The 21200-nt window shown below is 68.4% G+C and carries 23 protein-coding genes; 15 read left to right on the top strand and 8 right to left on the bottom strand.

The genetic code is table 11. The annotated features are described in order from the left end of the window. Nucleotides 1–85 precede the first annotated feature (85 nt). The 7 genes from ACFWUU_RS23160 (at nt 86) to ACFWUU_RS23190 (ending at nt 6349) form a co-directional block, all read left to right on the top strand. The gene (locus ACFWUU_RS23160; RefSeq protein ID WP_380178043.1) at nt 86–667 is read left to right on the top strand and encodes an SDR family oxidoreductase; all 582 of its coding nucleotides are present in this window, start codon (nt 86–88) and stop codon (nt 665–667) included. A gap of 57 nt (nt 668–724) precedes the next feature. Further along, nucleotides 725–1672, top strand: a complete 948-nt coding sequence (locus tag ACFWUU_RS23165) for an ABC transporter ATP-binding protein (RefSeq protein ID WP_137258437.1) — start codon at nt 725–727, stop codon at nt 1670–1672. After that, entirely contained in the window at nt 1672–2454 is a 783-nt protein-coding gene (locus ACFWUU_RS23170) for an ABC transporter permease (protein WP_380178045.1), read from the top strand. The genes ACFWUU_RS23165 and ACFWUU_RS23170 overlap by 1 nt, the downstream gene beginning before the upstream one ends. After that, a complete protein-coding gene (locus ACFWUU_RS23175; protein ID WP_380178047.1) occupies nt 2454–3257 on the top strand; it encodes an ABC transporter permease in 804 nt (267 codons plus the stop codon). Before ACFWUU_RS23170 ends, ACFWUU_RS23175 begins: the two co-directional genes overlap by 1 nt. 38 nt (nt 3258–3295) lie before the next feature. After that, nucleotides 3296–4426, top strand: coding sequence for a hypothetical protein (locus tag ACFWUU_RS23180; protein WP_380178049.1), 1131 nt, complete (start codon nt 3296–3298; stop codon nt 4424–4426). Between the two features lie 19 nt (nt 4427–4445). Next, complete coding sequence (locus tag ACFWUU_RS23185; RefSeq protein ID WP_380178051.1) at nt 4446–5525, top strand: hypothetical protein; 1080 nt, start codon at nt 4446–4448, stop codon at nt 5523–5525. Between the two features lie 68 nt (nt 5526–5593). Continuing rightward, a complete protein-coding gene (locus ACFWUU_RS23190; RefSeq protein ID WP_380178053.1) occupies nt 5594–6349 on the top strand; it encodes a hypothetical protein in 756 nt (251 codons plus the stop codon). Here the strand turns inward: ACFWUU_RS23190 and ACFWUU_RS23195 are convergent. After that, on the bottom strand, nt 6346–7503 hold the full coding sequence (locus ACFWUU_RS23195) for a phosphotransferase (RefSeq protein ID WP_380178055.1): 1158 nt from the start codon (nt 7501–7503) through the stop codon (nt 6346–6348). The two genes, ACFWUU_RS23190 and ACFWUU_RS23195, sit on opposite strands and share 4 nt — an antisense overlap. 43 nt (nt 7504–7546) lie before the next feature. Here ACFWUU_RS23195 and ilvA point away from each other — a divergent pair, with 43 nt between their 5' ends. Beyond that, entirely contained in the window at nt 7547–8749 is a 1203-nt protein-coding gene (gene ilvA / locus ACFWUU_RS23200; RefSeq protein ID WP_380178057.1) for a threonine ammonia-lyase, read from the top strand. Here ilvA and ACFWUU_RS23205 read toward each other — a convergent pair. Then, a complete protein-coding gene (locus ACFWUU_RS23205; RefSeq protein ID WP_380178059.1) occupies nt 8734–9753 on the bottom strand; it encodes an alpha/beta fold hydrolase in 1020 nt (339 codons plus the stop codon). The two genes, ilvA and ACFWUU_RS23205, sit on opposite strands and share 16 nt — an antisense overlap. Continuing rightward, nucleotides 9746–10201, bottom strand: coding sequence for a MarR family winged helix-turn-helix transcriptional regulator (locus ACFWUU_RS23210; protein ID WP_137258427.1), 456 nt, complete (start codon nt 10199–10201; stop codon nt 9746–9748). The genes ACFWUU_RS23205 and ACFWUU_RS23210 overlap by 8 nt, the downstream gene beginning before the upstream one ends. Before the next feature lie 88 nt (nt 10202–10289). Here ACFWUU_RS23210 and ACFWUU_RS23215 point away from each other — a divergent pair, with 88 nt between their 5' ends. Next, complete coding sequence (locus ACFWUU_RS23215; RefSeq protein WP_380178061.1) at nt 10290–11783, top strand: MFS transporter; 1494 nt, start codon at nt 10290–10292, stop codon at nt 11781–11783. A 132-nt stretch (nt 11784–11915) separates the two neighbouring features. Beyond that, nucleotides 11916–12923 carry a hypothetical protein gene (locus ACFWUU_RS23220; RefSeq protein ID WP_380178063.1) on the top strand — a complete coding sequence of 336 codons (1008 nt, stop codon included), beginning with the start codon at nt 11916–11918 and terminating at the stop codon, nt 12921–12923. Here ACFWUU_RS23220 and ACFWUU_RS23225 read toward each other — a convergent pair. Next, complete coding sequence (locus tag ACFWUU_RS23225) at nt 12905–14140, bottom strand: MFS transporter (protein WP_137258425.1); 1236 nt, start codon at nt 14138–14140, stop codon at nt 12905–12907. The genes ACFWUU_RS23220 and ACFWUU_RS23225 overlap by 19 nt on opposite strands. A gap of 148 nt (nt 14141–14288) precedes the next feature. On the opposite strand from ACFWUU_RS23225, the gene ACFWUU_RS23230 reads away from it, so the two are divergent. Continuing rightward, nucleotides 14289–15266, top strand: a complete 978-nt coding sequence (locus ACFWUU_RS23230; protein ID WP_380178065.1) for an ATP-binding cassette domain-containing protein — start codon at nt 14289–14291, stop codon at nt 15264–15266. After that, complete coding sequence (locus tag ACFWUU_RS23235) at nt 15263–16099, top strand: ABC transporter permease (RefSeq protein ID WP_380178067.1); 837 nt, start codon at nt 15263–15265, stop codon at nt 16097–16099. Before ACFWUU_RS23230 ends, ACFWUU_RS23235 begins: the two co-directional genes overlap by 4 nt. On the opposite strand, the gene ACFWUU_RS23240 is transcribed toward ACFWUU_RS23235, so the two are convergent. The 3 genes from ACFWUU_RS23240 to ACFWUU_RS23250 all read right to left on the bottom strand — a co-directional run bounded on the left by ACFWUU_RS23240 (nt 16096) and on the right by ACFWUU_RS23250 (nt 18178). Beyond that, entirely contained in the window at nt 16096–16902 is an 807-nt protein-coding gene (locus ACFWUU_RS23240; RefSeq protein ID WP_380178069.1) for a class I SAM-dependent methyltransferase, read from the bottom strand. The genes ACFWUU_RS23235 and ACFWUU_RS23240 overlap by 4 nt on opposite strands. Nucleotides 16903–17008: 106 nt before the next feature. Beyond that, a complete protein-coding gene (greA, locus tag ACFWUU_RS23245; protein WP_134108254.1) occupies nt 17009–17521 on the bottom strand; it encodes a transcription elongation factor GreA in 513 nt (170 codons plus the stop codon). A gap of 219 nt (nt 17522–17740) precedes the next feature. Continuing rightward, nucleotides 17741–18178 (bottom strand): DUF4307 domain-containing protein, encoded by a 438-nt coding sequence (locus ACFWUU_RS23250; protein ID WP_380178070.1) that lies wholly within the window; start codon nt 18176–18178, stop codon nt 17741–17743. Nucleotides 18179–18236: 58 nt separating this feature from the next. Between ACFWUU_RS23250 and mca the strand changes: the two genes are divergently transcribed. From mca to ACFWUU_RS23265, 3 genes are all read left to right on the top strand, one after another. Beyond that, nucleotides 18237–19100, top strand: coding sequence for a mycothiol conjugate amidase Mca (gene mca, locus ACFWUU_RS23255; RefSeq protein WP_380178072.1), 864 nt, complete (start codon nt 18237–18239; stop codon nt 19098–19100). A 31-nt stretch (nt 19101–19131) separates the two neighbouring features. After that, nucleotides 19132–19458: a hypothetical protein gene (locus ACFWUU_RS23260; protein WP_380178074.1), complete on the top strand. Its 327-nt coding sequence runs from the start codon at nt 19132–19134 to the stop codon at nt 19456–19458. A gap of 138 nt (nt 19459–19596) precedes the next feature. Further along, entirely contained in the window at nt 19597–20631 is a 1035-nt protein-coding gene (locus ACFWUU_RS23265) for a copper resistance D family protein (protein ID WP_380178076.1), read from the top strand. Here the strand turns inward: ACFWUU_RS23265 and ACFWUU_RS23270 are convergent. Further along, nucleotides 20628–21155 carry a nitroreductase family protein gene (locus ACFWUU_RS23270; protein ID WP_380178078.1) on the bottom strand — a complete coding sequence of 176 codons (528 nt, stop codon included), beginning with the start codon at nt 21153–21155 and terminating at the stop codon, nt 20628–20630. The genes ACFWUU_RS23265 and ACFWUU_RS23270 overlap by 4 nt on opposite strands. Nucleotides 21156–21200: the final 45 nt, after the last annotated feature.

Consider the following 21200-nt stretch of genomic DNA (forward strand, 5'->3'; position numbering starts at 1 on the left):
AGGTCGTACTGAGGAGACGCTTCAGGAGACCGCCGCCGCCGCCGCTAGCGCGGCGGCGGCGGCGGGAAGTGGGGAATGGGGTGCGGTGACGGGTGCGGCCTTGGATGTGGCTGATGGGGCTGCTGTGCGGGAGTTCTTCAGGGGGCTTGAGCGGGTTGATTTGTTGGTGAACAACGCGGGAACGGGGTCGCCGGCGGCTGGGGTGGAGGATGTGCGGGAGGAGGACTGGCGGCGGGTGGTGGACACCAACCTGACCGGGTCGTTCCTGTGTGCGCAGGCGGCGTTCGAGCTGATGTTGCGGCAGGACCCCAAGGGTGGGCGGATCATCAACAACGGGTCGATCTCGGCGCATGTGCCACGGCCGCAGGGGATTGCGTACACCGCGAGCAAGCACGCCATCACCGGCCTGACCAAGGGCCTCGAACTGGAAGGCCGCGCGCACGGCATCACCGCCTGCCAGATCGACATCGGCAACGCCGCGACCGCGATGACCGCCCGGATGGAGCAGGGCGTCCTCCAGCCCGACGGCTCGATCGCGGTCGAGCCGACGTTCGACCCGAAGATCGTCGCGGACTTCGTCGTACAGATCGCGCAGCTGCCGACCACCGTCGCCGTACCGACCCTGACCGTGATGGCCGCCGGCATGCCGTACGTCGGCCGCGGCTGATCCGGATCAGCCCAAAACAAGAAGAAACTGTCCGGAGGGGCGTCTAGTGTCTGGAAGGTGAGTGAGCAGCGGGAGTCCTTGGTCCACGTCCGCGACCTGCGGAAGTCGTACGGCGACTTCGAAGCGGTCCGCGGGATCGACCTGGACGTGTGGCGCGGCGAGGCCTTCGGGTTCCTCGGGCCGAACGGCGCGGGCAAGTCGTCGACGATGCGGATGATCGGCGCGGTCTCCCCGACCAGCGGCGGCACGCTGCGCATCCTCGGCCTCGATCCGGCCACCGACGGTCCGGCGATCCGCGCCCGGCTGGGGGTCTGCCCGCAGGACGACACCCTCGACACCGAGCTCACCGTCAAGGAGAACCTCACGATCTACGGGCGGTACTTCGGTCTGAGCCGGGCCGAGTGCCGTGAGCGGGCCGACGAGCTGCTCGAGTTCGTGGCGCTGACCGAGAAGGCGAAGGTCAAGGTCGACGAGCTGTCCGGCGGGATGAAGCGGCGGCTGACGATCGCGCGCTCGCTGGTCAGCAAGCCCGACCTGCTGCTCCTCGACGAGCCGACGACCGGCCTCGACCCACAGGCTCGGCACCTGCTGTGGGACAAACTCTTCCGGCTCAAACAGGCCGGCGTGACACTGATCATCACCACCCACTACATGGACGAGGCCGAGCAGTTGTGTGACCGGCTCGTGGTGATGGACGGCGGCCTGATCGCGGCCGAGGGCTCGCCGTCCGACCTGATCCGGGACTACTCGACCCGCGAGGTGACCGAGCTGCGGTTCGGGCCGGACGTGATGCTGGCCGACCACGACGCCCTGGCCGGCAAGGTCGAGGATCTTGCCCAGCGCATCGAAGTGCTGCCGGACCGCCTGCTGCTCTACACCGACGACGGCGAGCGCGCGGTCGCCGCCGTACATGAGCGCGGGCTGCAACCGGCAGCGGTTCTCGTACGGCGCTCAACGCTCGAGGACGTGTTCCTGCGGCTCACCGGCCGGACGTTGGTGGACTGATGGCGCTTGCGATCGAGAACGGTCGCCGGATGTTCGACTACTGGCTGACCGTCTACAAGCGGACCTGGAAGGGCACGATGATCAGCAGCTTCCTGCTGCCGATGCTCTACCTGGCCGCGATGGGGATCGGGCTCGGCTCGTTCGTCGACAGCAACGGGACCGGCGCGCTCGGCGGCGTGAGCTACCTGCAGTTCATCGCGCCGGGGCTGCTCGCCTCGACGGCGCTGCAGATCGCGGTCGGCGAATCGACGTACCCGGTGATGTCCGGGCTGAAGTGGCAGAAGTTCTTCCACTCGATGATCGCGACTCCGCTGCGGCCGGCGGACGTGGTGTACGGGCAGCTGGCGTTCATCGCGTTCCGGGTGTTGAGCTCGTGCGCGGTGTTCCTGGTGATCATCGCGTTGTTCGGCGGGTTGAAGTCCCCGCTCGGGATCCTGGGTCTGCCGGTCGCGCTGCTCGTCGGGATGGCGGTCGCCGGACCGATCGCGGCATACGCGACGACGCTGGAGAACGACTCGGGCTTCGCGATGATCTTCCGCTTCGGCGTGGTGCCGGCGTTCCTGTTCTCCGGTGCGTTCTTCCCGGTCTCACAACTGCCCGACTGGATCGAGTGGCTCGCGTACGTGAGTCCGCTGTGGCACGCGGTCGATCTGTGCCGCAACCTGAGCCTCGGCACGGTGAACCCGTGGCTGGCGCTCGTCAACGTCGTCTACCTGCTGGCCTGGTTCATCGCCGGCACCTGGCTCGCCGTCCGCGGCTTCACCCGAAAGTTGATCCGCTGATGGCGACCATTGCTGCCCGGGTTGTCCCGGTTCCGGTCCGGCTCGGTGGCGGCCGGCATATCGTCGAGCGGAACTTCTTGCTCTACCGGCGGTCGTGGGTCGTGTTCCTGTCCGGGTTCTTCGAGCCGGTCTTCTACCTGCTGTCGATCGGCATCGGCGTGGCTCACCTCGTCGGTGACTTCACCTTGTCCGACGGGACGAAGATCGCGTACGCCGCGTTCGTCGCGCCCGCGATGCTGGCCAGCTCGGCGATGAACGGCGCGATCTTCGACTCGACGTACAACATCTTCTTCCGGATGAAGTACGCCAAGTTGTACGACTCGATGCTCGCGACACCGCTGCGACCGTGGGACGTGGCGACCGGCGAGATCACCTGGGCGCTGCTGCGCGGCGCGATCTACTCGGCGATGTTCATCCTGGTGATGCTGGTCATGGGCCTGATCTCGTCGTGGTGGGCGCTGCTCGCACTACCGGCCGCGGTGCTGATCGGGTTCGCGTTCGCCGGTGCGGGGATGGCGCTGACGACGTTCATGCGCAGCTGGCAGGACTTCGAGTTCGTGCAACTCGCGATCATGCCGATGTTCCTGTTCTCGGCCACCTTCTACCCGGTCGAGACCTACCCCGCGGCGATCCGCTGGCTGGTCGAGATCACCCCGCTCTACCAGGGCGTCGTCCTCGAGCGCGCCTTCGCGACCGGCGCGGTCAGCTGGTTCCTCCTCGTCCACGCCCTCTACCTGGTCGCCATGGGAACCCTTGGCATGTACGTCGCCTCCCGCCGCCTCGGCAAACTGCTCCTCAAGTAGCCGGAACCGCAATGGTGTTGGCTGACGTCGCAGTGGGCATGGATATGTCCTTCGGTGATCTCGTGCGGGCGCCGAAGGTCGAGTTGCCGGGTGGGGCGCGGCAGTGGGTCGAGGAATCGCTGCGGTTGTTGATCGAGCACTTCGGGACCGACCCGCTGCGTCGGCCTGCCGTCGTACCGGGTGAGTTCGTTCCGGCTGGGTATGACGGATCCGAGACGGCTGGTCGGGAGTTGTGTCTGCTGGTGGCTGAGCGGATGGGGATCCCGGCCGGGCGGATCCGGTTCAGTTTCCGGCTGGAGAAGGTGGTCGAGGCCGGACAGTTGCTGGGGGCAACGCTTGCCGATGCCTTCGTCGCCCAGAGCTTGCCCGCGTTTCGTGGGGCTGCGCCGGAGGACGTCGCCGCCGTTCGGACCCACCGACGGGTCCCGGGCGCTCGTGGAGGGGCCGACTGCGATGCGGCCGCCCGGCTTGCCGAGCTGCTGGTGGAGTGCGGCGCCGGGACCGATACGCCGGAAGACGTCGCCGATGTCGGGCTGTTGCCGGAGATCCAGCGGTTCGCGTTCCTCGACTTCCTCACCGAGTTGGTGCGTTGCCGGGAGATCGCGGCCGAGCCGGATCCGGTGCGTCGGGCCGAGCTGGCGGAGCGGCGCGACCGGCCCGAGCCTGGGGCTGCCGGGCGGGAATCGTCGCGGGCCGGGCGATGGACGGACCTCACGTATTGCCTGCCAGGTGTCGAGCTGCTGCCTGGCCATACGGCGGTCATGCTCGGCTCCGACGTACTCGCGGATCCGACCGTACTCATGGCCGCTGTGTCGCATGAGCTCGGGCATCAGGTGCTGATGCCGTCGGAGGTGCCCGGTGCGACCGGCGTACTGCGGGAGCCGCTGACGGACCTGTTCGCGGTGCTGCATGGCTTCGGTATCGCGCACGCCAACGCTGCCCTCGACGAGACCACGATCGGGACGCCGACGGTGGAGACGTTCGGGTACCTCGGCGAGACGGCCGTCGCGGAGGCGCTCGCGGCGCACCGGTTCAAGCAGCATCGGCTGTTGCGGGACGGTCCGCTGCTCCCGGCGTGGCACGTAGCTCTTGATCCCGAGCCGCGCGCCCGGTTCGTCGCGCGGCTCGACGAGCTGATCGGGGGTCCGCCCAGCGTCCTCGGCTGGTGATCCAACCGTAAACTTTGCGATGGAACGGCGCGCCAGTCGGTCGCGTCAGTTCGGTATGAATCTGATCGGTGCGTGGCGGCGCCGGCAACGGGACCGGGAGCTGCTGTACGGGCCGAAGGTCATGCTGCCTGGGGGACCCGAGCGATGGATCGAAGACACGTTGGACTGGCTGACCGGACGGTTCGGGGTCGAGCCGCTGCGTCGGCCGCCGGTGTTGCCGAGCGAGTTCGTGCCCCGCGGGTACGACGGTTCGGAGCGTGCGGCCCGTGAGCTCTGCCTCAAGGTCTGCGCCTGGATGGAGGTGCCCGACGACCGGATCCGGTTCAGCTTCCGGATGGACGAGGTCCGCGCCGCCGCCCGCAGCGCAGCCGTTCACCGGCTTCGGGCCGAGCAGCGCGCGAACATCGTCGCGGTATCGGGGCTGCGGGCAACGATGACGCCAGCTGAGATCGATGCGCTCGCTGCGGCCGGCTTCGCGCCCGAGATCGGTGTGCTTGCCGAGCGGGAGCTGCAGGCCGAGCTGCATCGCAGTACGGCGATCGTCCGGGAGATGAACCTCGACCGACGGGCGGAACTGTGCGATCGCGCCGAGGCGGTCTGGTCGAAACCAGCGGGCAGCGGATCGCGTGCGTGCTGGGTGGATCTGCGCAGCGGCGGCGTCGACGGTACTGCGGTGATGCTGTCGGCCGATGTTCTTGCCGATCCATCGGCGGTGGTGGCTGCGACGGCGCACGAGCTCGGGCATGAGGTGCTGTGGGGGTACCACCTGATCGATCGGCAGCGGCAGGATGCCGAGGCGGTAACCGATCTGTTCGCGGTGTTCCACGGGTTCGGGATCTTCCTCGCGAACCAGGCCGTCGAGCGGGTGCCTGGTCGCCGTTCCGCGCTGCAGACGCTCGGGTATCTGGGGGAGCGTGGGGCGTCGGAGGCGTTGGCGGCGTACTGCTTCCGGCGGCACGAGTTGTGGCCGGTGTCGATCTTGCCGGTGATGCCGGCGGAGCTGGACCGGTCGGTGCGGATGCGTACGTTCGCGCGGCTCGCGGCGATGGTGAAGGACGCCGAGATCGCGTCGATCCAGGAGGGTGCGCCGTTGGCCTGATGTCAACCGACGGTGACGGAACGACCCCGGAAGGTTTGGCGTGACGCCGGACAGGCATGATCCGGCGGGTGAGGAATCCGATCGGGATGATGCGACGAAGCCAGCAGGTACGGTCCCAGCTGAAGGCGCCGCGCGAACGGTTGCCCGGTGGCAGCCGGCGGTGGATCCGGTCGTCGATGGACTGGCTGGTCGTGGAGTTCGGCCGGGATGTCGTGCTTCGGCCGATCGCGCTGCCGGGCGATGTCATTCCCGATGGGTACGACGGGAGCCGGGCGGCTGCGGTCGAGCTGTGTGGGCGGGTTGATGGCCGGATGGATCTTCGGCCCGGTCAGTGTGGGCTGAGCTTCGAGCTCGACGGCGTACGGCGTCCGTCGACGCGCGGGACGACCGTGGTGGTGAAGGAGCAGCACGGTCGGTGGATCCGCGGGGCCGGGCAGAACCAGATCGAGCTCTCACCGGCGCTAGCTGCCGATCCGGTCGCGCTGATCGCGATCTACGCGCATGAGGTCGGCCACGAGCTGCTCCTCGGCAGCGACTGCATCTCCCTGACCCGCCGCCCCGACCACGAGCCGCTGACCGATCTCATCACGGTCTTCTACGGCCTCGGCATCTTCACGGCGAACGCGGCGTACGAACGTCGCCCGCGGCCGAACGGACGGGGCAAGCAGCCGATGGCGCGCGGCTACCTCCGCGAGGCGGCCCTGGCCGAGGCCCTCGCGTACTACGCCCTCTTACGAGGCGAACGCCGCCCCGAATGGGACCGCCACCTGGACCCACCCGTACGCCGAGGCATGCGCAACCAGCTGGCAATCCTGCACCGCTAACCGGCGGGCTTGAGGAGTTGGCGGAGCCACCAGACGCCGCCTCGGAGCATCGATTCTTTGCTGGGGCCGGTGACGTGATCGAGGAGGTGGGCGTAGGTCATGGTTTGGTGGAGGGTGCCCAGTTGCGTGGCGAGGTCGAGGGCGTGGCGTAAGTCTTCGGGAGGCGCGTACTCCTCCCACTCGCTCAGGTACGCGTCCAGTACCCGCGGGTCCGCCGACAGCGGTGAGCGCTCCGCCTCGATGAACGTCACCAGGTCGAGGAACGGGTGGGACAAGGATGCGTCCGTCCAGTCGAAGGCCAGCACCAGCCCGTCCCGGACTGCCACGTTTCCCGGGTGCAGGTCGCCGTGGAGCAGGGTTTCGGGGAGGCCGATCGACGACAGCTCAGTGATTGCCTCGCGCAACTGTTTGGCGCGGGTGGGCAGCAGGGCTCGTTCGTGCGGTTCGAGGCGGTCGGTTGCCGGGGTGGCGCCGAGCAGGCGGTCGAGTTCAGCGTCCAGTACGGCGAGGCCGCGGTCGGCGCAGGAGATTTCCAGCAGGCGTTCGGGGCGATCCACATAACTGCGCTGCAGCCGCGCGTGCCGGCGTACGGCCTCGATCCACACCTCGATGTCGGTCTCCGCAGCCAGTGGGGTGCCGAGGTCCGGCAGCAGCATCCAAGCTCGCTGCGACTCGATGGCGAGTGGCGCGGGGACCGCGCCGGGGTGGTCCTCGGAGGCCTTCTGGAGGAACAAGGGCTCGTGCGCGAACAGGAGTGGCAGCGGGTCCGGGCGGGTCGGCTTGATCGTCGTGGAGTGGGCGATTGCCTTGAAGTACACGTCGCCCGAGGCGGTCGGGATACGAAGGACGTTCGACAGACCCCAGGAGCGGACCTGTGTCCACGGTCCAGTGGCTTCGACGTGCTGAGCGATCCACGGGAGTGCCTCGTCGTACCACTCCGGCTTTGTCCATGGCGCCAGGTCCGAGCTGGTGACGCCGTCAGAGGGCCGCACCTGATAGGTGAGCGGATCCTCGGAGAGGCAGGTCAGTACGGAGGTGTCGACGCCCTGGTCCCGCAGCGCGCGGATTGTCGGCTCCACGTCGGCGAACCACGTCCCGTCCGGCACCTCGACCTCTTGTGGGCCCTCTGACACGCCGACGACCGTGACTCTCATGTGCTGCAGCGTATGTGCCCACGGCGAAACGTAAAGTGATTTTGTGATCGATGCCAGGGATGTTGCGCGGGCCGCCGATCTGTTGCACGACGTCGTTGCACCGACCCCGTTGGAGTACTCCCGGTGGTTGAGCGAACTCGTCGGCGGCGATGTCTTCCTCAAATGCGAGAACCTGCAACGGACCGGTTCGTTCAAGCTGCGCGGCGCGTACGTACGCATGGCCCGCCTCTCCAAGGCCGAACGCAGCCGCGGAGTGGTCGCGGCCAGCGCCGGCAACCACGCGCAGGGCGTGGCGCTCGCGGCGCAGCTGCTCGGCATCAAGGCGACCGTGTTCATGCCGCACGGCGCGCCGATCCCGAAGGAGAAGGCGACCCGCGCGTACGGCGCGGAGATCCGTTTCGTCGGCACGTCGATCGACGACTGCCTGATCGCGGCGCGTGTGTTCGCGGCCGAGACGGGTGCGGTGCTGATCCATCCGTTCGACCATCCCGACATCGTGGCGGGTCAGGCGACGGCGGGGCTCGAGATCGTCGAGCAGTGCCCTCAGGTGCGGACCGTCGTCGTACCGACCGGTGGCGGCGGGTTGCTCGCCGGGATCGCGTCCGCGATGCAGCGCGACGGGCTGCCGATCGAGGTTGTCGGCGTACAGGCGGCCGGCGCGGCGGCGTACCCGGCATCGCTAGAGGCAGGTGAGCCGGTGCAGCTCGAGCGGATGGCGACGATGGCGGACGGGATCGCGGTCGGGCTGCCGGGGAAGGTGCCGTTCGAGGCGGTGCAGGCGTACGTCGGTGAGGTGCGGACCGTCGACGAGGATTCGTTGTCCAAGGCCCTCTTGCTCGTCCTCGAACGCGCCAAACTCGTCATCGAACCAGCCGGAGCCGCAGCGGTCGCCGCCGTACTCGACGAGCCGAAGCGGTTCAAGCCGCCGGTCGTCGTCGTACTGTCCGGCGGCAACATCGATCCGCTGCTGCTGATGCGAGTGATCCGGCACGGCATGGCCGCGGCCGGGCGGTACCTGTCGCTACGGGTGCGGATCCCGGACACACCTGGCGGGCTGGCCACGTTGCTGAGCCAGCTCGCCGCGCTGGACGCGAACATCATCGAGATCCTGCACGAGCGGATCTCGGAGACGCTGAGCCTGGAAGAGGTCGAGGTCGCCCTGCAGCTCGAGCTCCGCGGCGAGGACCATCGCGAACGCGTCCTCGCCGGACTCGTTGCCAACGGCTACAGCTACACGCTCAACTGACGGACGTGGTTCACCAGGCTGATCAAGAACTTGCCCGGCTCCTCCCACGGCGCGAGATGTGCCGAGTGCTCGAACCAAACCGCTTGTTTATAAGGCGCTTCGACCGCCTCGAGCCAGTCCTCGACCGGTTTCGTCGGCGTCGTGTAGTCGTGCCGCCCGAAGAACATCAGCACCGGGATCGGGAACTCCTTCACCGCCGTGAAGTCGATCGTGAGCATCTCGTCGAGCACCCGGCCGAGGGTGAATTGGTTGCCCTCGCCAATGGTCTCGCTCTCCTCGACGGTGTACTCCGGCGAGAGCAGCGGCGCCTGGAAGTAGTACAACGAGTCCTCGCGGTACGCCGACAACCCGCCGCGGTACTGCGCCCATTGCCGCGCGATGATGATCCGCTCGCGGGTCACCGGCTCGTCACCGGGGTACGGCGCGATCGATGCGAGCTGCTCGAGCGCTTCGGTGTGATCGTGCTCGTGGGCCTGCTGCAGCGCGTACTCGAAGCACAGCGCCTCGTTCGCGCGGGCGTCGACGATCTGCCCGATCCCGACGTACGCGTAGAAGAGGTCGGGCCGGGTGAGTGCGGCCTGCATCGCGACGATGCTGCCCCAGCTGTGGCCGAGCAGGATCAGCTTCTCGACGCCGTACCGGTCCTTGATCTGCTCGGCGAGCTCGATCGCGTCCTCGGCGTACTGCGCGACCGTGAGGGTGTCCGCGATCGTGTCGGGGTCGACCGTACGCAAGGTCCGGCCGGACGCGCGCTGGTCGTACGTGACGACGGTGAAGTACTCCTCGACCGGGCGCTGGAACTGCCAGGCCGCCGGGGCGAGCGGCGATGCCGGACCGCCGTGGACGAAGAGGATGACGGGATTCGAGCGGTCCTTGCCGCGGGCGTAGACACAGTGGGCGATGCCACCGGCCGTGAGTTCGTAGCTTTCCTGGACGCCCGACGGCGTCACGATGCGATGCAGGTCCGCGATGACCTCGCGGGCGTCGTCGAAGGTCTCAGTCACCCGTTGAGGGTAGAGGCTCGCAGCTCTTCACGAGAGGTGCGTGCAGGCGCTCGGCCAGAACCCGGCGCTGGGTCGGCTGCGCCTCGCCCTGAAGCTGCAGACCCTCGTCGGTCAGCCGGACGTTGATCGCGCGGCGATCTTCCGGGCACATGTGCCGCTCGACCAGACCGGCGACCTCCAGCCGGCCGATCACCCGGGACAGGGCGCTCTGGCTCAGATGCACGGACTTGGCGATCGTCGCCACCTTCGCAGAATGCTCCGGCAGTTCGGCCAGCCGCTCGAGCACCTCGTACTCACTCATGCCCAGCGAGTGCCCGACCTGCAAGGCGCGGTCGAGGGCACAGGTCAGGTCGGCGTGGCGAGCCAGCAGCTCGCGCCACTCCCTGACATCAGCACTTGCATCGGCGTTGGTCTCACCAGTCCCAACGCTGACCTTCGTAGCGGCCATGTCGGCGACCATAGCATGCACGCGCATTCAATGCAAACGCATTTAATGCCTAGACATTAGATGCATGTGCATGGAATAGTCTCTCCTCGTGACTACGCAAACCACATCTCCTGCCCGGATGACCTGGGACGCTCGCCTGTGGGGCGCCCTCCTGGTGGTCTGCGGCGTGATCTTCCTCGACGGCCTGGACGTGTCCATGGTCGGCATGTCACTGCCGTCCATCGGCGCCGACCTGGGCGTCTCCCTTTCGTCTCTCCAGTGGGTCGTGACCGGCTACGTGCTCGGGTACGGCGGCCTGCTGCTCCTCGGCGGCCGGACCGCCGATCTGCTCGGCCGGCGCCGGGTCTTCCTGATCGCGCTGGCCGTGTTCGCCGTCGTCTCGATGCTGAGCTCGCTGGCGAGCAACCCCGAACTGCTCATCGCGGCGCGGTTCGTGAAGGGTGTCGCCGCGGCGTTCACCGCCCCGGCCGCGCTCTCGATCATCACCACGACCTTCCACGAGGGCCCGGATCGCAACCGCGCCCTCAGCATCTTCACCACCTGCGCCGCCAGCGGCTTCTCGATGGGCCTGATCCTCGGCGGCGCGCTGACCGAGGTCGGCTGGCGCTGGACCTTCCTGATGCCCGGCCCGGTCGCCCTGATCGTGCTGCTGTTCGGCCTCAAGCTGATCCCGAACAGCCCGCGTGACGACGCCGCCGGCGGGTACGACGTACCGGGCGCCATCACCGTCACCGGCGGCATGCTGTCGCTGGTCTACGCGGTCGTCGGCGCCGAACACGCCGGCTGGGTCTCGGTGCAGACCTTCGGGCTGTTCGCGCTCGCGGTCGTGCTGCTGGCGAGCTTCGTCGCGATCGAGCTGCGCACCAAGCACCCGCTGGTCCGGCTCGGCATCCTGCGCAACCCGTCGCTGCGGCGGGCGAACCTGGCCATCCTGACCGTCTTCGGTTCGTACGTCGCCTTCCAGCTGATCGGCACCATGTACTTCCAGAACCTCCTCGGCTGGTCGTCGTTCCAGACCGCGCTGGGCTTCCTCCCGGCCGGCCTGCTGGTCGCCACGCTCTCGCCGAACGTCGGCAAGATCGTGGACCGGGTCGGCACCGAGAAGATGATCATCCTGGCGATGGGGCTGTTCGTCGCCGGGTACGCCCTGTCGCTGCGGATCGGGCCCGACTCGGCGTACTTCTCGACCGTGTTCCCGACGATCATGCTGCTCGGGCTCGGGTTCGCGATCGGGTTCCCGTCGCTGAACATCCAGGCGGTGTCCGGGGTTCCGGACCACGAGCAGGGGCTCGCGTCGGGGCTGTTCAACACCTCCAACCAGGTCGGCGGCGCGGTGGTGCTGGCGATCGTAACCGCGGTGATCAGCGGCCAGTCGGCCGGTGTCACCACGGCGGCCGGGGTGCTCCCGGCGTACAAGTCCGGGCTGGGGGTCGTGACGGGGATCGCGGCGCTCGGACTGGTGATCGCGCTGACCGGCCTGCGCGGGCTGAAGGCTCGCCGGGCGCTGGAAGAGGAAGAGGCGGCCGAGCTGACCGCCGTACAGGACGAGCTGGCGTCGGAGGAGATGACGCCGGCGGCGTGACAACAACCAGCTCCATCCGAGGGCTGTGAGGTTATAGATGAGTGGTGCGGGCTTCCTTCGGGGGTCCGCACCACTGCTTATCCGGGGATTCCCCGATTGGTTTCGACCCGTCGGGGTGCTGCACTTGGGGACATGAGCAACCAGAGCTACGACCAGCAGGTCAAGGACGTCCTCGACCGGGTCGCCAAGGGCCACCTCTCCACCGAGGAGGCCACCACCCTGATCGCCGCCATCAAGACCACCCCTTCCGAGCCCGAAGCTCCGGCGGCAGAAGCTCCGGTTGCCGACGAACCGTCCACCTCGGTCTGGGCGGATGCCGTCGACTCACCCACCGCCGAGCCGGTCGCCGAGCCGGTCGCCGAGCCGGTCGCCGAGCCGGCCGCCGCTCCGGAGCCGACTCCGACGAGTGAGTCGACCGCCGGCCGGCACGCGGGTGGGCCGGTGCAGGACGTCGTGGATGCCGAAGACGAGGCTGAGCCGGTCGAGGAAGAGCACAGCAACGTGCCGGTCCCGGCCGGGGTGCAGCGGGTGACCGTGCGCGCGATCGGCCGGCGGGTGCGGTTGATCGGTGAGCCGGCTGTGAACGGTGTCGCCGTGGACGGCCCGCACGTGATCAAGCGCGACGGTGACACGCTCGCCATCAGCAGCGAAGGCGACATGGGCGTGTCGATCGACGGGTTCAGCATGCTGCGCAACCCGACCGACCTGAAGGCGCACGTGAACGGCCTCGCCAAGGAGCTGTCGATCCGCGTCAACCCGAGCCTGCAGGTCGAGGTCGAGGTGACCGGCGGCAGCGTGAACGCGGAGCGCCTGCCCGGTCTGACCCGCGTCCGCGTCACCGCTGGTACGGCGAAGGTCTCGGACGTCGACGGCCCGATCGACGTACTCGTCCAGGCCGGCTCGGCCGACCTCGACGCCCAGATCACCAAGGGCCGCTCCCGGGTCCGCGTCGAGTCCGGTACGGCGAAGGTCGCGCTCCGCCGGGGCTCCGACGTCCACGTGCACACCGAGGCCCAGCTCGGCCGCGTCACCTGGACCGGCGCCGTCTCCGGCCAGTCCAAGGACGTCGAGATCGGCCGCGGCCGCGCCGCCCTGGATGTAGAGGTCCTCGTCGGCACTGCTCAGATCGCCTCCGACTGAGCGACCGGGATCGTGCGCAGTGTGCGAAGTGGGGAGAAGTAGAGGACAGCGTTTCCGGCGAGGGTGCCGAGGCCTGCGATCCACAGCGTGGTGTGCAGGCCGAACGCTGTGCCCAGCGCCCCGCCGAGCAGGCTGCCGAGGGGTGCGGCGCCCCAGCTGACGAAGCTCATGGTGGCGCTCACCCGGCCCTGCAGTTCGGGCGGGCACAGCCGTTGCTGCGTGCTGACCTGCAGGATGTAGCTGACGATGATGCAGAAGCCGGCGAGCAGTGTGCCGACGACGAACCAGCTGACCTGCCAGCCCGGTGCGGTCAGCGCCTGCACGGTGAACGCGACGCCGATACCTGTCGACGACAGCAGCAGCGTGCGCGCATCGCCGTACCGGGTGCTGAGTCGCTCGGTGACGACCGAAGCCACGATCGCGCTACAGAGGCCGATCATGCTGAGTACGCCGATGGTTGCCGGCTGCAAATGAACCGCGCGGACCAGATAGACGACCATGATCGCGCCGGCCGCCGCCTGGAACAGCATCGTCACCATCGTGTTCAGCGCGAGCGGCCGCAGCAGCGGGTGATGGAACACGTGCCGCATACCGTCCGCGATCTCGCGCCGCAGGTCGGGCCGCTCGGGCTTCACCGGCTCGGCCTCCGGCGCCCGGATCGAGCGCAGCCACAGGGCTGACCACAGGAAGCTGAGCGCGTCGAGGCCGATCGTCAGCGCCGCGCCGAGCCACTGGACGAGGATGCCGCTTGCGCCGGCGCCGACGACCGCCGCGATCGAGTGGTTGGCGGCGAGTTTGGCGTTGCCCGGCAGCAGGCGATCCCGCTCGAGGAGTCGAGGCAGGTACGAGTTGTGCGCCACGTCGAACAGCACGGTGAGGATCCCGGCCGGCACGAGTACGGCGTACACCTGCGTGAGCGTGAGTACGTCGAACCACCAGGCGATCGGAATCGAGGCGTAGAGCAGCGCCCGCAGCAGATCGGCGTACACGAGGACCGGACGGCAGCGGATCCGGTCGGCCCACGCGCCCGCGAACAGTCCGAGGACGAGCCAGGCGGCCGTCTCGCAGGTCCGCAGCAGCGAGACCTGCAGCGTCGACGCGTTGAGGGTCAGTACGGCGAGCAGCGGGATCGCGCTCATGCTCAGGCGGGAGCCGAGCTGGCTGAGCAGGTCGGCGGCCCACAGCCGGCGGAAATCCGGGTGACGGAGGATGCCCATTCCGTGACCGTAGAGCGTGAGTTGAGCCGTGTCGACTCAAGTATCAAGAAAGTTGAGTCGAGGGGACTCAATATAATTCCCGGGTGAAATTGTCGGCGATCTCCGGCAGGATGGTGGCCTGCGTCACATCCAGAAGGGGGACGTGCGGATGGCTGCAATCGAGGCGACCGGCCTCGTGAAGGCGTTCAAAGGCAGAAAATCGACGGTCAAGGCACTCGACGGGATCGATCTCGACGTGCCGGAGGGGACGGTGCTCGGCCTGCTCGGGCCGAACGGAGCGGGCAAGACCACGGCAGTCCGGGTGCTCACCACGCTGCTCAGGCCGGATGCCGGCACGGCCCGCGTGCTCGGCCACGACGTGGTCAAAGAGGCGGACACGGTCCGTGGACTCGTCGGCCTCTCGGGGCAGTACGCCGCCGTCGACGAACTGCTGACCGGCCGGGAGAACCTGTGGATGTTCGGCCGGCTGTATCGGCTGCCGAGCGCCCAGGCAAAGCGACGGGCGGAGGAACTGCTCGAGACGTTCGACCTGACCGACGCCGCGGACCGGATCCTGAAGACGTACTCCGGTGGCATGCGCCGCCGGCTCGACCTGGCCGGCTCGCTGATCGCGCACCCGAAGGTGCTGTTCCTCGACGAGCCGACGACCGGGCTGGACCCGCGGTCGCGGCTCGACCTGTGGCAGATCATCCGCGATCGCGTGCGCGAAGGCGTGACGATCCTGCTGACCACGCAGTACCTGGAGGAGGCCGACGAGCTGGCCGACAGCATCGCGGTGGTCGACCACGGCTCGGTGATCGCCCGCGGTACGGCGGACGAGCTCAAGGCGAAGGTCGGCGGTGAGCGGATCGAGGTCGTCGTCCACGACCCGTCCGATCTGACCCGGGCGCTGGAGTTGCTGACGAACGCGCTCGGGATCGCCGATCCGGAGGCGACCTCGCTCGATCAGCACGCGCGCCGGATCACGGTGCCGGCGCCGGGCGGGTCGAGCGCGCTGGTCGACGTGATCCGGACGCTGGACGCCGCCGGGATCCGGATTGCCGACATCGGCCTGCGGCGGCCGACGCTGGACGACGTGTTCCTCACCCTGACCGGGCACGAGGCCGAGCAGAAGGAGACGGTGTGAGTATCGAGGTACCGGCCCGGGTGAATCCGCTCGCGCGGGCGTTGTCGGATGCCGGGATCCTGGCGTGGCGGAGCCTGAAGCGGATCCCGCGGACGCCGGACATGCTGATCTACGCGACCATCCAGCCGATCATGTTCGTGCTGCTGTTCGCCTACGTGTTCGGGAACGCGATCCCGATCCCCGGCTTCCCCGGACCGAAGGCGTACCGGGAGTTCCTGATGGCCGGGATCTTCGCGCAGACGATGGCGTTCGCGGTCGCCTCGGCGAGTGTCGGGCTGGCCGACGACATGTCGAAGGGACTGATCGACCGGTTCAGGTCGTTGCCGATGGCAAGGTCCGGGGTGATCGCCGGGCGGGTGGTCGGCGACCTGGTCTTCAACACCTTCGTGATGCTGATCATGGTGATCTGCGGGCTCGTCGTCGGCTGGCGCTGGCACAACGGGTTCGGTCAGGCGCTGGCGGCGTTCGGGATCCTGCTGCTGTTCGCGTTCGCGATGCTCTGGGTGGGCGCGCTGATCGGGTTGTCCGTCGGCGGGCCAGAGGTGGCGTCGTCCGCGGGGCTGATCTGGCTGTTCCCGCTGACGTTCCTGTCGAACGCGTTCGTCCCGACACCGCAACTCCCGAGCGCCCTGCAACCGATCGCCGAGTGGAACCCGATCTCCTCGATCGTCGCCGCCTGCCGCCACCTCTTCGGCAACCCGTCACCGTTCGCCAGCCCGGACAGCTTCCCCGCCCAGCACCCGGTCTGGCTCTCCCTGATCTGGTGCACCGCAATCATCGCCGTCTTCGCCCCACTGGCAGTCCGCAAGTACCGGAGTGCCACTGGACGCTAGCGGACGGCGGTGATCGCCATCGTGTAGGTGTGCTCGGGCCCGAACTGTGCCGGCGTGAGGTCGCCCGTGACGGTGATGGCGTCCGGCGCGAAGCCGGCTAGTTGGAGCATCCAGAGGAGTTCGTTGCGGAAGTACCAATGGCCCTGGCCTGTGCGGATCTCGGTGCGGACCAGGGCAGTTCCGGCGTACCGCTCGTAGCGGCGTTCTTCCTGCCAGGTCTGCTCGATGCGGTCGAGGGCGGTGAAGCGGGTGGAGACCTTGAGGCGGTCGCCGTCGGGTAGGTCGACCTGGATCGTGGGCGCCCAGGGTGTGGGGAAGTCGTCGCCGGGCGGCTCGGCGTAGTTGATGCCGACCGGGAAGACGTTGAAGGCGAGTACGCCGCCGATGTCGAGGTGGTCGTGACACCGGCGGAGGGTCTGCAGTGCTTCCTGCCGGTCCATCACACAGGCGAAGCTGCCGCACGGGATGTAGATGGTGCGGAACGTGCCTGGTACGGCGAGTTCCTGCATCGGCTGTTCGTACAGGGTGGGCTCCAGGCCCAGTCGCGCCGCCTCCTCGCGGCAGGCCGTCAGCATGTCGCGCGAGATGTCGCTCCCGGAGACGTCCAGACCTTCGGCCAGATACGTCAGCAGCAACCGCCCGGACCCGCACCCGAGCTCGAGTGCGGGCCCGTCCTGGGACCGGATGATCTCCCGGTAGAAGGACGCGTCGCGCCGCGGATCCGCCCGCGACGCGACCGCCCACTGCTCGGCCGCGAGACCGCCGAACAGCTCGGCCTCGTCGTACCCGCCGCCGGCGTCCATCTCCGCAGTCTGGACCGCGGGCGGCGAACCCGCCTCCGAATTACCGGGCCACAAAAGACCAGCGCCCCGGTGGTTGTCCACCGGGGCGCTGGGAGCTTTTGGTGGGTCAGCCGGTGAAGGGTTCCGCGGCGACGATCTGGACCGTTACGGGCTTGCCGTTGGGCGCCTCGTAGGTGGCCTTGTCGCCCTTCTTCTTGCCGAGGATCGCGGCGCCGAGGGGCGACTGCGGGGAGTACACGTCGATGTCGACCGACGCGTCCAGGGCGAGCAACTCGCGGGAGCCGAGCAGGAACGTCTCGACGTCGTCGTCACCGGCGAAGGTGATCGACACCTTCATGCCGGGCTCGATCTTGCCGCCGGCCTTCGGGGTCTCGCCGACGCGGGCCCGGCGGAGCATGTCCTCGAGCTGCCGGATCCGGGCCTCGATCTTGCCCTGCTCGTCCTTCGCGGCGTGGTAGCCGCCGTTCTCCTTGAGGTCGCCCTCGTCCCTGGCCTCGCTGATCCGCTGCGTGATCTCGGCGCGGGCCGGGCCCTTGAGGTGCTCGAGCTCCGACTTCAGCTGGTCGTAACCGTCCTGCGTCAGCCAGACAACGCTGTCCTCATCGATCTTCTGCGTCACGGGCTGCTCCTTGTGTCGGTTGGGATGGGCAGGAAAATACTGCTGGCCGCCGTCGTCGACGGCGACCAATCCAACGAGCGTAGCAAGAGTCCGCAGATCACGCAGGGTTTCTGCGCCGACGCAAACACGGGGAAACCGTTTGCCCCGAAGGTTTTTCCCGTTAATCGTTCACGCTGGTGGCAATCGGTTGCCAGGTCGGATCCGCGCCGGTGGCGCAGGTCAGTGCGGGCGGTGCTGGTCGGCCGTCGTACAGCCGACGAGTACGACGGCGGTTGCGGAGCGTTGCGTCGTCAGCGTGACCGGGAGCACCTGGTGGCGGGGGGAATCCGCCTTCACGGTCACGGTCACCTCACCGACGATCGAGAAGTCGGCCGCCTTCGCCTGCAGCCGGCAACTGGCCTCCACCGACTTGGTCCGGTCCACCTTCATCGTGGCCTTCGCGCTCGTCGGCGAGACGATCTCGAACCCGTTCAGCTGCGAGGTGACCGGCGGATTCGACTGCACCCAGGCCGCCCACACCAGCCACACCAGCCCGGCCAGGATCACGACCCCGAGGCCGCCGATCACGAGCGGTCGCCAGGACCGCCCGCCCCTGCCGTACCGCGCGTTCAGGTCGGAGGTCGGGGTGGCGGCGGATGACGCAGATGGCTCGGGCACAGGTAGTCCAGGGGGTCGGTCGTGGGTTTAGCCGGAGGTTGGAGGACCATTGTGTCTTGTGAGTGGAGATCTTCGGTTGTTGCATGTGCACGCCCACCCGGATGACGAGTCGAGCAAGGGAGCCGCGTCGACGGCCAGGTACGTGGCCGAGGGCGTCGAGGTGATGGTCGCCACCTGTACCGGCGGTGAACGCGGATCGATCCTGAATCCGAAGATGGATCGCCCGGAGGTGCTGGCGAACATCACCGAGATCCGCCGCAAGGAGATGGACGCGGCGCGCGAGATCCTCGGCATCCGGCAGGAGTGGCTCGGCTGGGTCGACTCGGGTTTCCCGGAGGGCGATCCGCTGCCGCCGCTGCCCGAGGGCTGCTTCGGCGCGCTGAAGGTCGAGGACGCCGCCGCGCCGCTGGTGAAGCTGATCCGCGAGTTCCGCCCGCAGGTCGTCACGACGTACGACGAGAACGGCGGCTACCCGCACCCGGACCACGTCATGTGCCACCAGATCAGCGTGGCCGCGTTCGAGGCGGCGGGGGACAAGGACGCCTATCCGGAGCTCGGCGAGCCGTTCCAGCCGCTGAAGCTGTACTACCACCACACGTTCCACTACGAGCGGATGAAGGCGCTGCACGACGCGATGGTCGCGCGCGGCCTCGAGTCGCCGTACGCCGAGCGCCTGAAGGACTGGAAGCCGGACCCGGAGAACGAGCGCCGGATCACCACCCGGGTCGAGTGCGCGGAGTACTTCGCAACCCGGGACAAGGCGCTGCTCGCGCACGCCACGCAGATCGATCCGTACGGCGGCTGGTTCACCGTTCCGCTCGAGGTACATCAGGCGGCCTGGCCGACCGAGGACTACGAGCTTGCCCGGAGTCTGATCGAGTCGGAGCTGCCTGAAGACGACCTCTTCGCGGGGCTGCGCTGACGGGCGGCTGGGACAGTGAGAGACTGGTGGCGTGACAGCGACGACCTCCCTTCTGACGGCCGAGATCGACCCGAATACGGTGAAACCCGGTTGGGTCGCGCTGTTGATCGTGCTCGCACTCGGTGCCGCCACGGTGCTGCTGTGGCGCAACATGGGCAAACAGCTGAAGCGCATCGACGTGCCGCACGCTGGTGCGGACGACCCAGCACCGTCCGGCGACCCAGCGACTCCGGAGAGCTCGCCTTCCCCGGATGGCGATGTACCGCCTACGACTTCGGACCGGACACCGACGGAGACGACGGAGACCTCGGCGGCGACTGAGCCGTCGAAGGACTCCAAGGAACACTCTCAGCACTGACGCCATGACGGTGCGGTAACTGATTCCTGGGAGCTGGGCTACACCCTGGTCACGAGATGGTGTCGGACTGGGCAGCCCACATTTCCATGACCCTATAGTGAGCCGGGTGCTGAATGGTGCCCCTCCCCGGTCCGCTCGGTGAGCGCGACTCGCGCTACCCGCGCCGCCCGGCATCGCATGCCCGGACGTCTGGTCGCGGCCGGGGTCGGTGCTGTCGTCATCGCCTCGGTGGCTCTGGTGGTCGCGTTGTTCGCGGCCGGCAGCCAGCCGCGTGACCTCGGCGGGATCGGCGGTCCGGACCTCTTCGTCTCCTGGCTGCTGCCGCTGCTCAAACTGATCTCCACGCTGGCGACGGTCGGCTGCGCCGGCGCGCTGCTCGCCGCGGTCGTGCTGCTGCGGATCGATGGCGGCCCGCTCGGCGTACAGGGCCGCCGTGCGGTCCGGGACGCGAGCAACTCGGCGATCATCTGGGCGATCTGCGCGTTCGTCAACGCGATCGTCACCGCGGCGATCCTGCTCGACACCCCGGTGGCCTTGCTGCGGATGCGGTTCGACGACGCTCTCGGCGTACCCGAGGTGAAGGCGCTGCTGATCACGGGCATCCTCGTGCTCGCGCTGGCGATCGGCATCCGGCGGGTGCAGACGTCGTCCGCGGCGGGTCTCGGCGTACTGGTCGCGATCGCCGCGTTGATCCCGACCGCGGTCACGGCGTACCCACGGAACGAGTCGTACGTCGTACTGGCCGGCGCGGCGCTGGTGATCCATGTGATCGCGGCGACCACGTGGGTCGGCGGGCTCGCAGGGCTGGTCCGGTACGGGCGAGCGAGCCGGACCGGGCTGCCGATCGTGCTGGAACGCTACGGGCAGGTCGCGTTCATCTCGTCGATCGCGGTGCTACTCAGCGGCCTGATCAGCGCCGCCGGCCGGTTGGCGGCGAAGGGCGGCGGCTGGGGTTCGATCCTCGACCCGCTGACCGGCGATGCGTACGGCGCCTTGCTGATCGTGAAGATCGCCGCGTTCCTGCTCCTCATCGTCCTGTCCAGCCTGCACCGCAGCCGCGCCCACGGCGATCTCCTCGACGGCGGCCAGCCGTTCTGGCGCATCGTCGGCGTCGAGCTCTTCGTCATGGCCCTCGCCCTGGGCCTGTCGATCGCTCTCTCCCAGACGGTCTAGTCCCAGGGTGCGGTCCGGAGTTCCTCGGTACTGCGTCGCTCGCGGTCCGCCGGGCGGTCCTCGGCGGCGCGGCCGATCGCGATCATCGACACGATGTGCCAGCCGGCGCCCGGCTTCAGGTCGTCGGTGAGGGTCTCGAGGTTGAAGGCCCGGAACTGGCGGCAGGCGAGGTCCAGGGCGTGGGCCTGCAGGGTCAGGTGTGCGACGGACTGTCCGAGGTCGTAGTCCGCGAAGTCGGAGTAGGCCCAGTCGGTGTCTTCGACGTACCGATGGGCCATCGTCACGATCAGCAGGGATGCGCTCGGTGCCCAGCGGCCTGAGCTGCGGGCGAGGTGCTTGACGATGCGATCGTGGTCGGGCTCGCCGCGGCGCGCGACGAAGTACGCCCAGGGCTGGGAGTTGCCCGCGGACGGCGCCCAGCGGGCCGCGTCGAGGAGAACCTCGACGTCGTCGTCGGTGACGTTCCAGTCGGAGTCGAACCACATCGGGCTGAAGCGGCTGGCGAGCAACGGGTGCACGGGCATGCACCAATCCAACTGCTGCGCGCCAAGGTCCATTCCGTACGGTGG

Origin of the sequence: Kribbella sp. NPDC058693 (assembly GCF_042715335.1) — a bacterium.
GTDB classification, from domain to species: Bacteria; Actinomycetota; Actinomycetes; order Propionibacteriales; family Kribbellaceae; genus Kribbella; species Kribbella jiaozuonensis.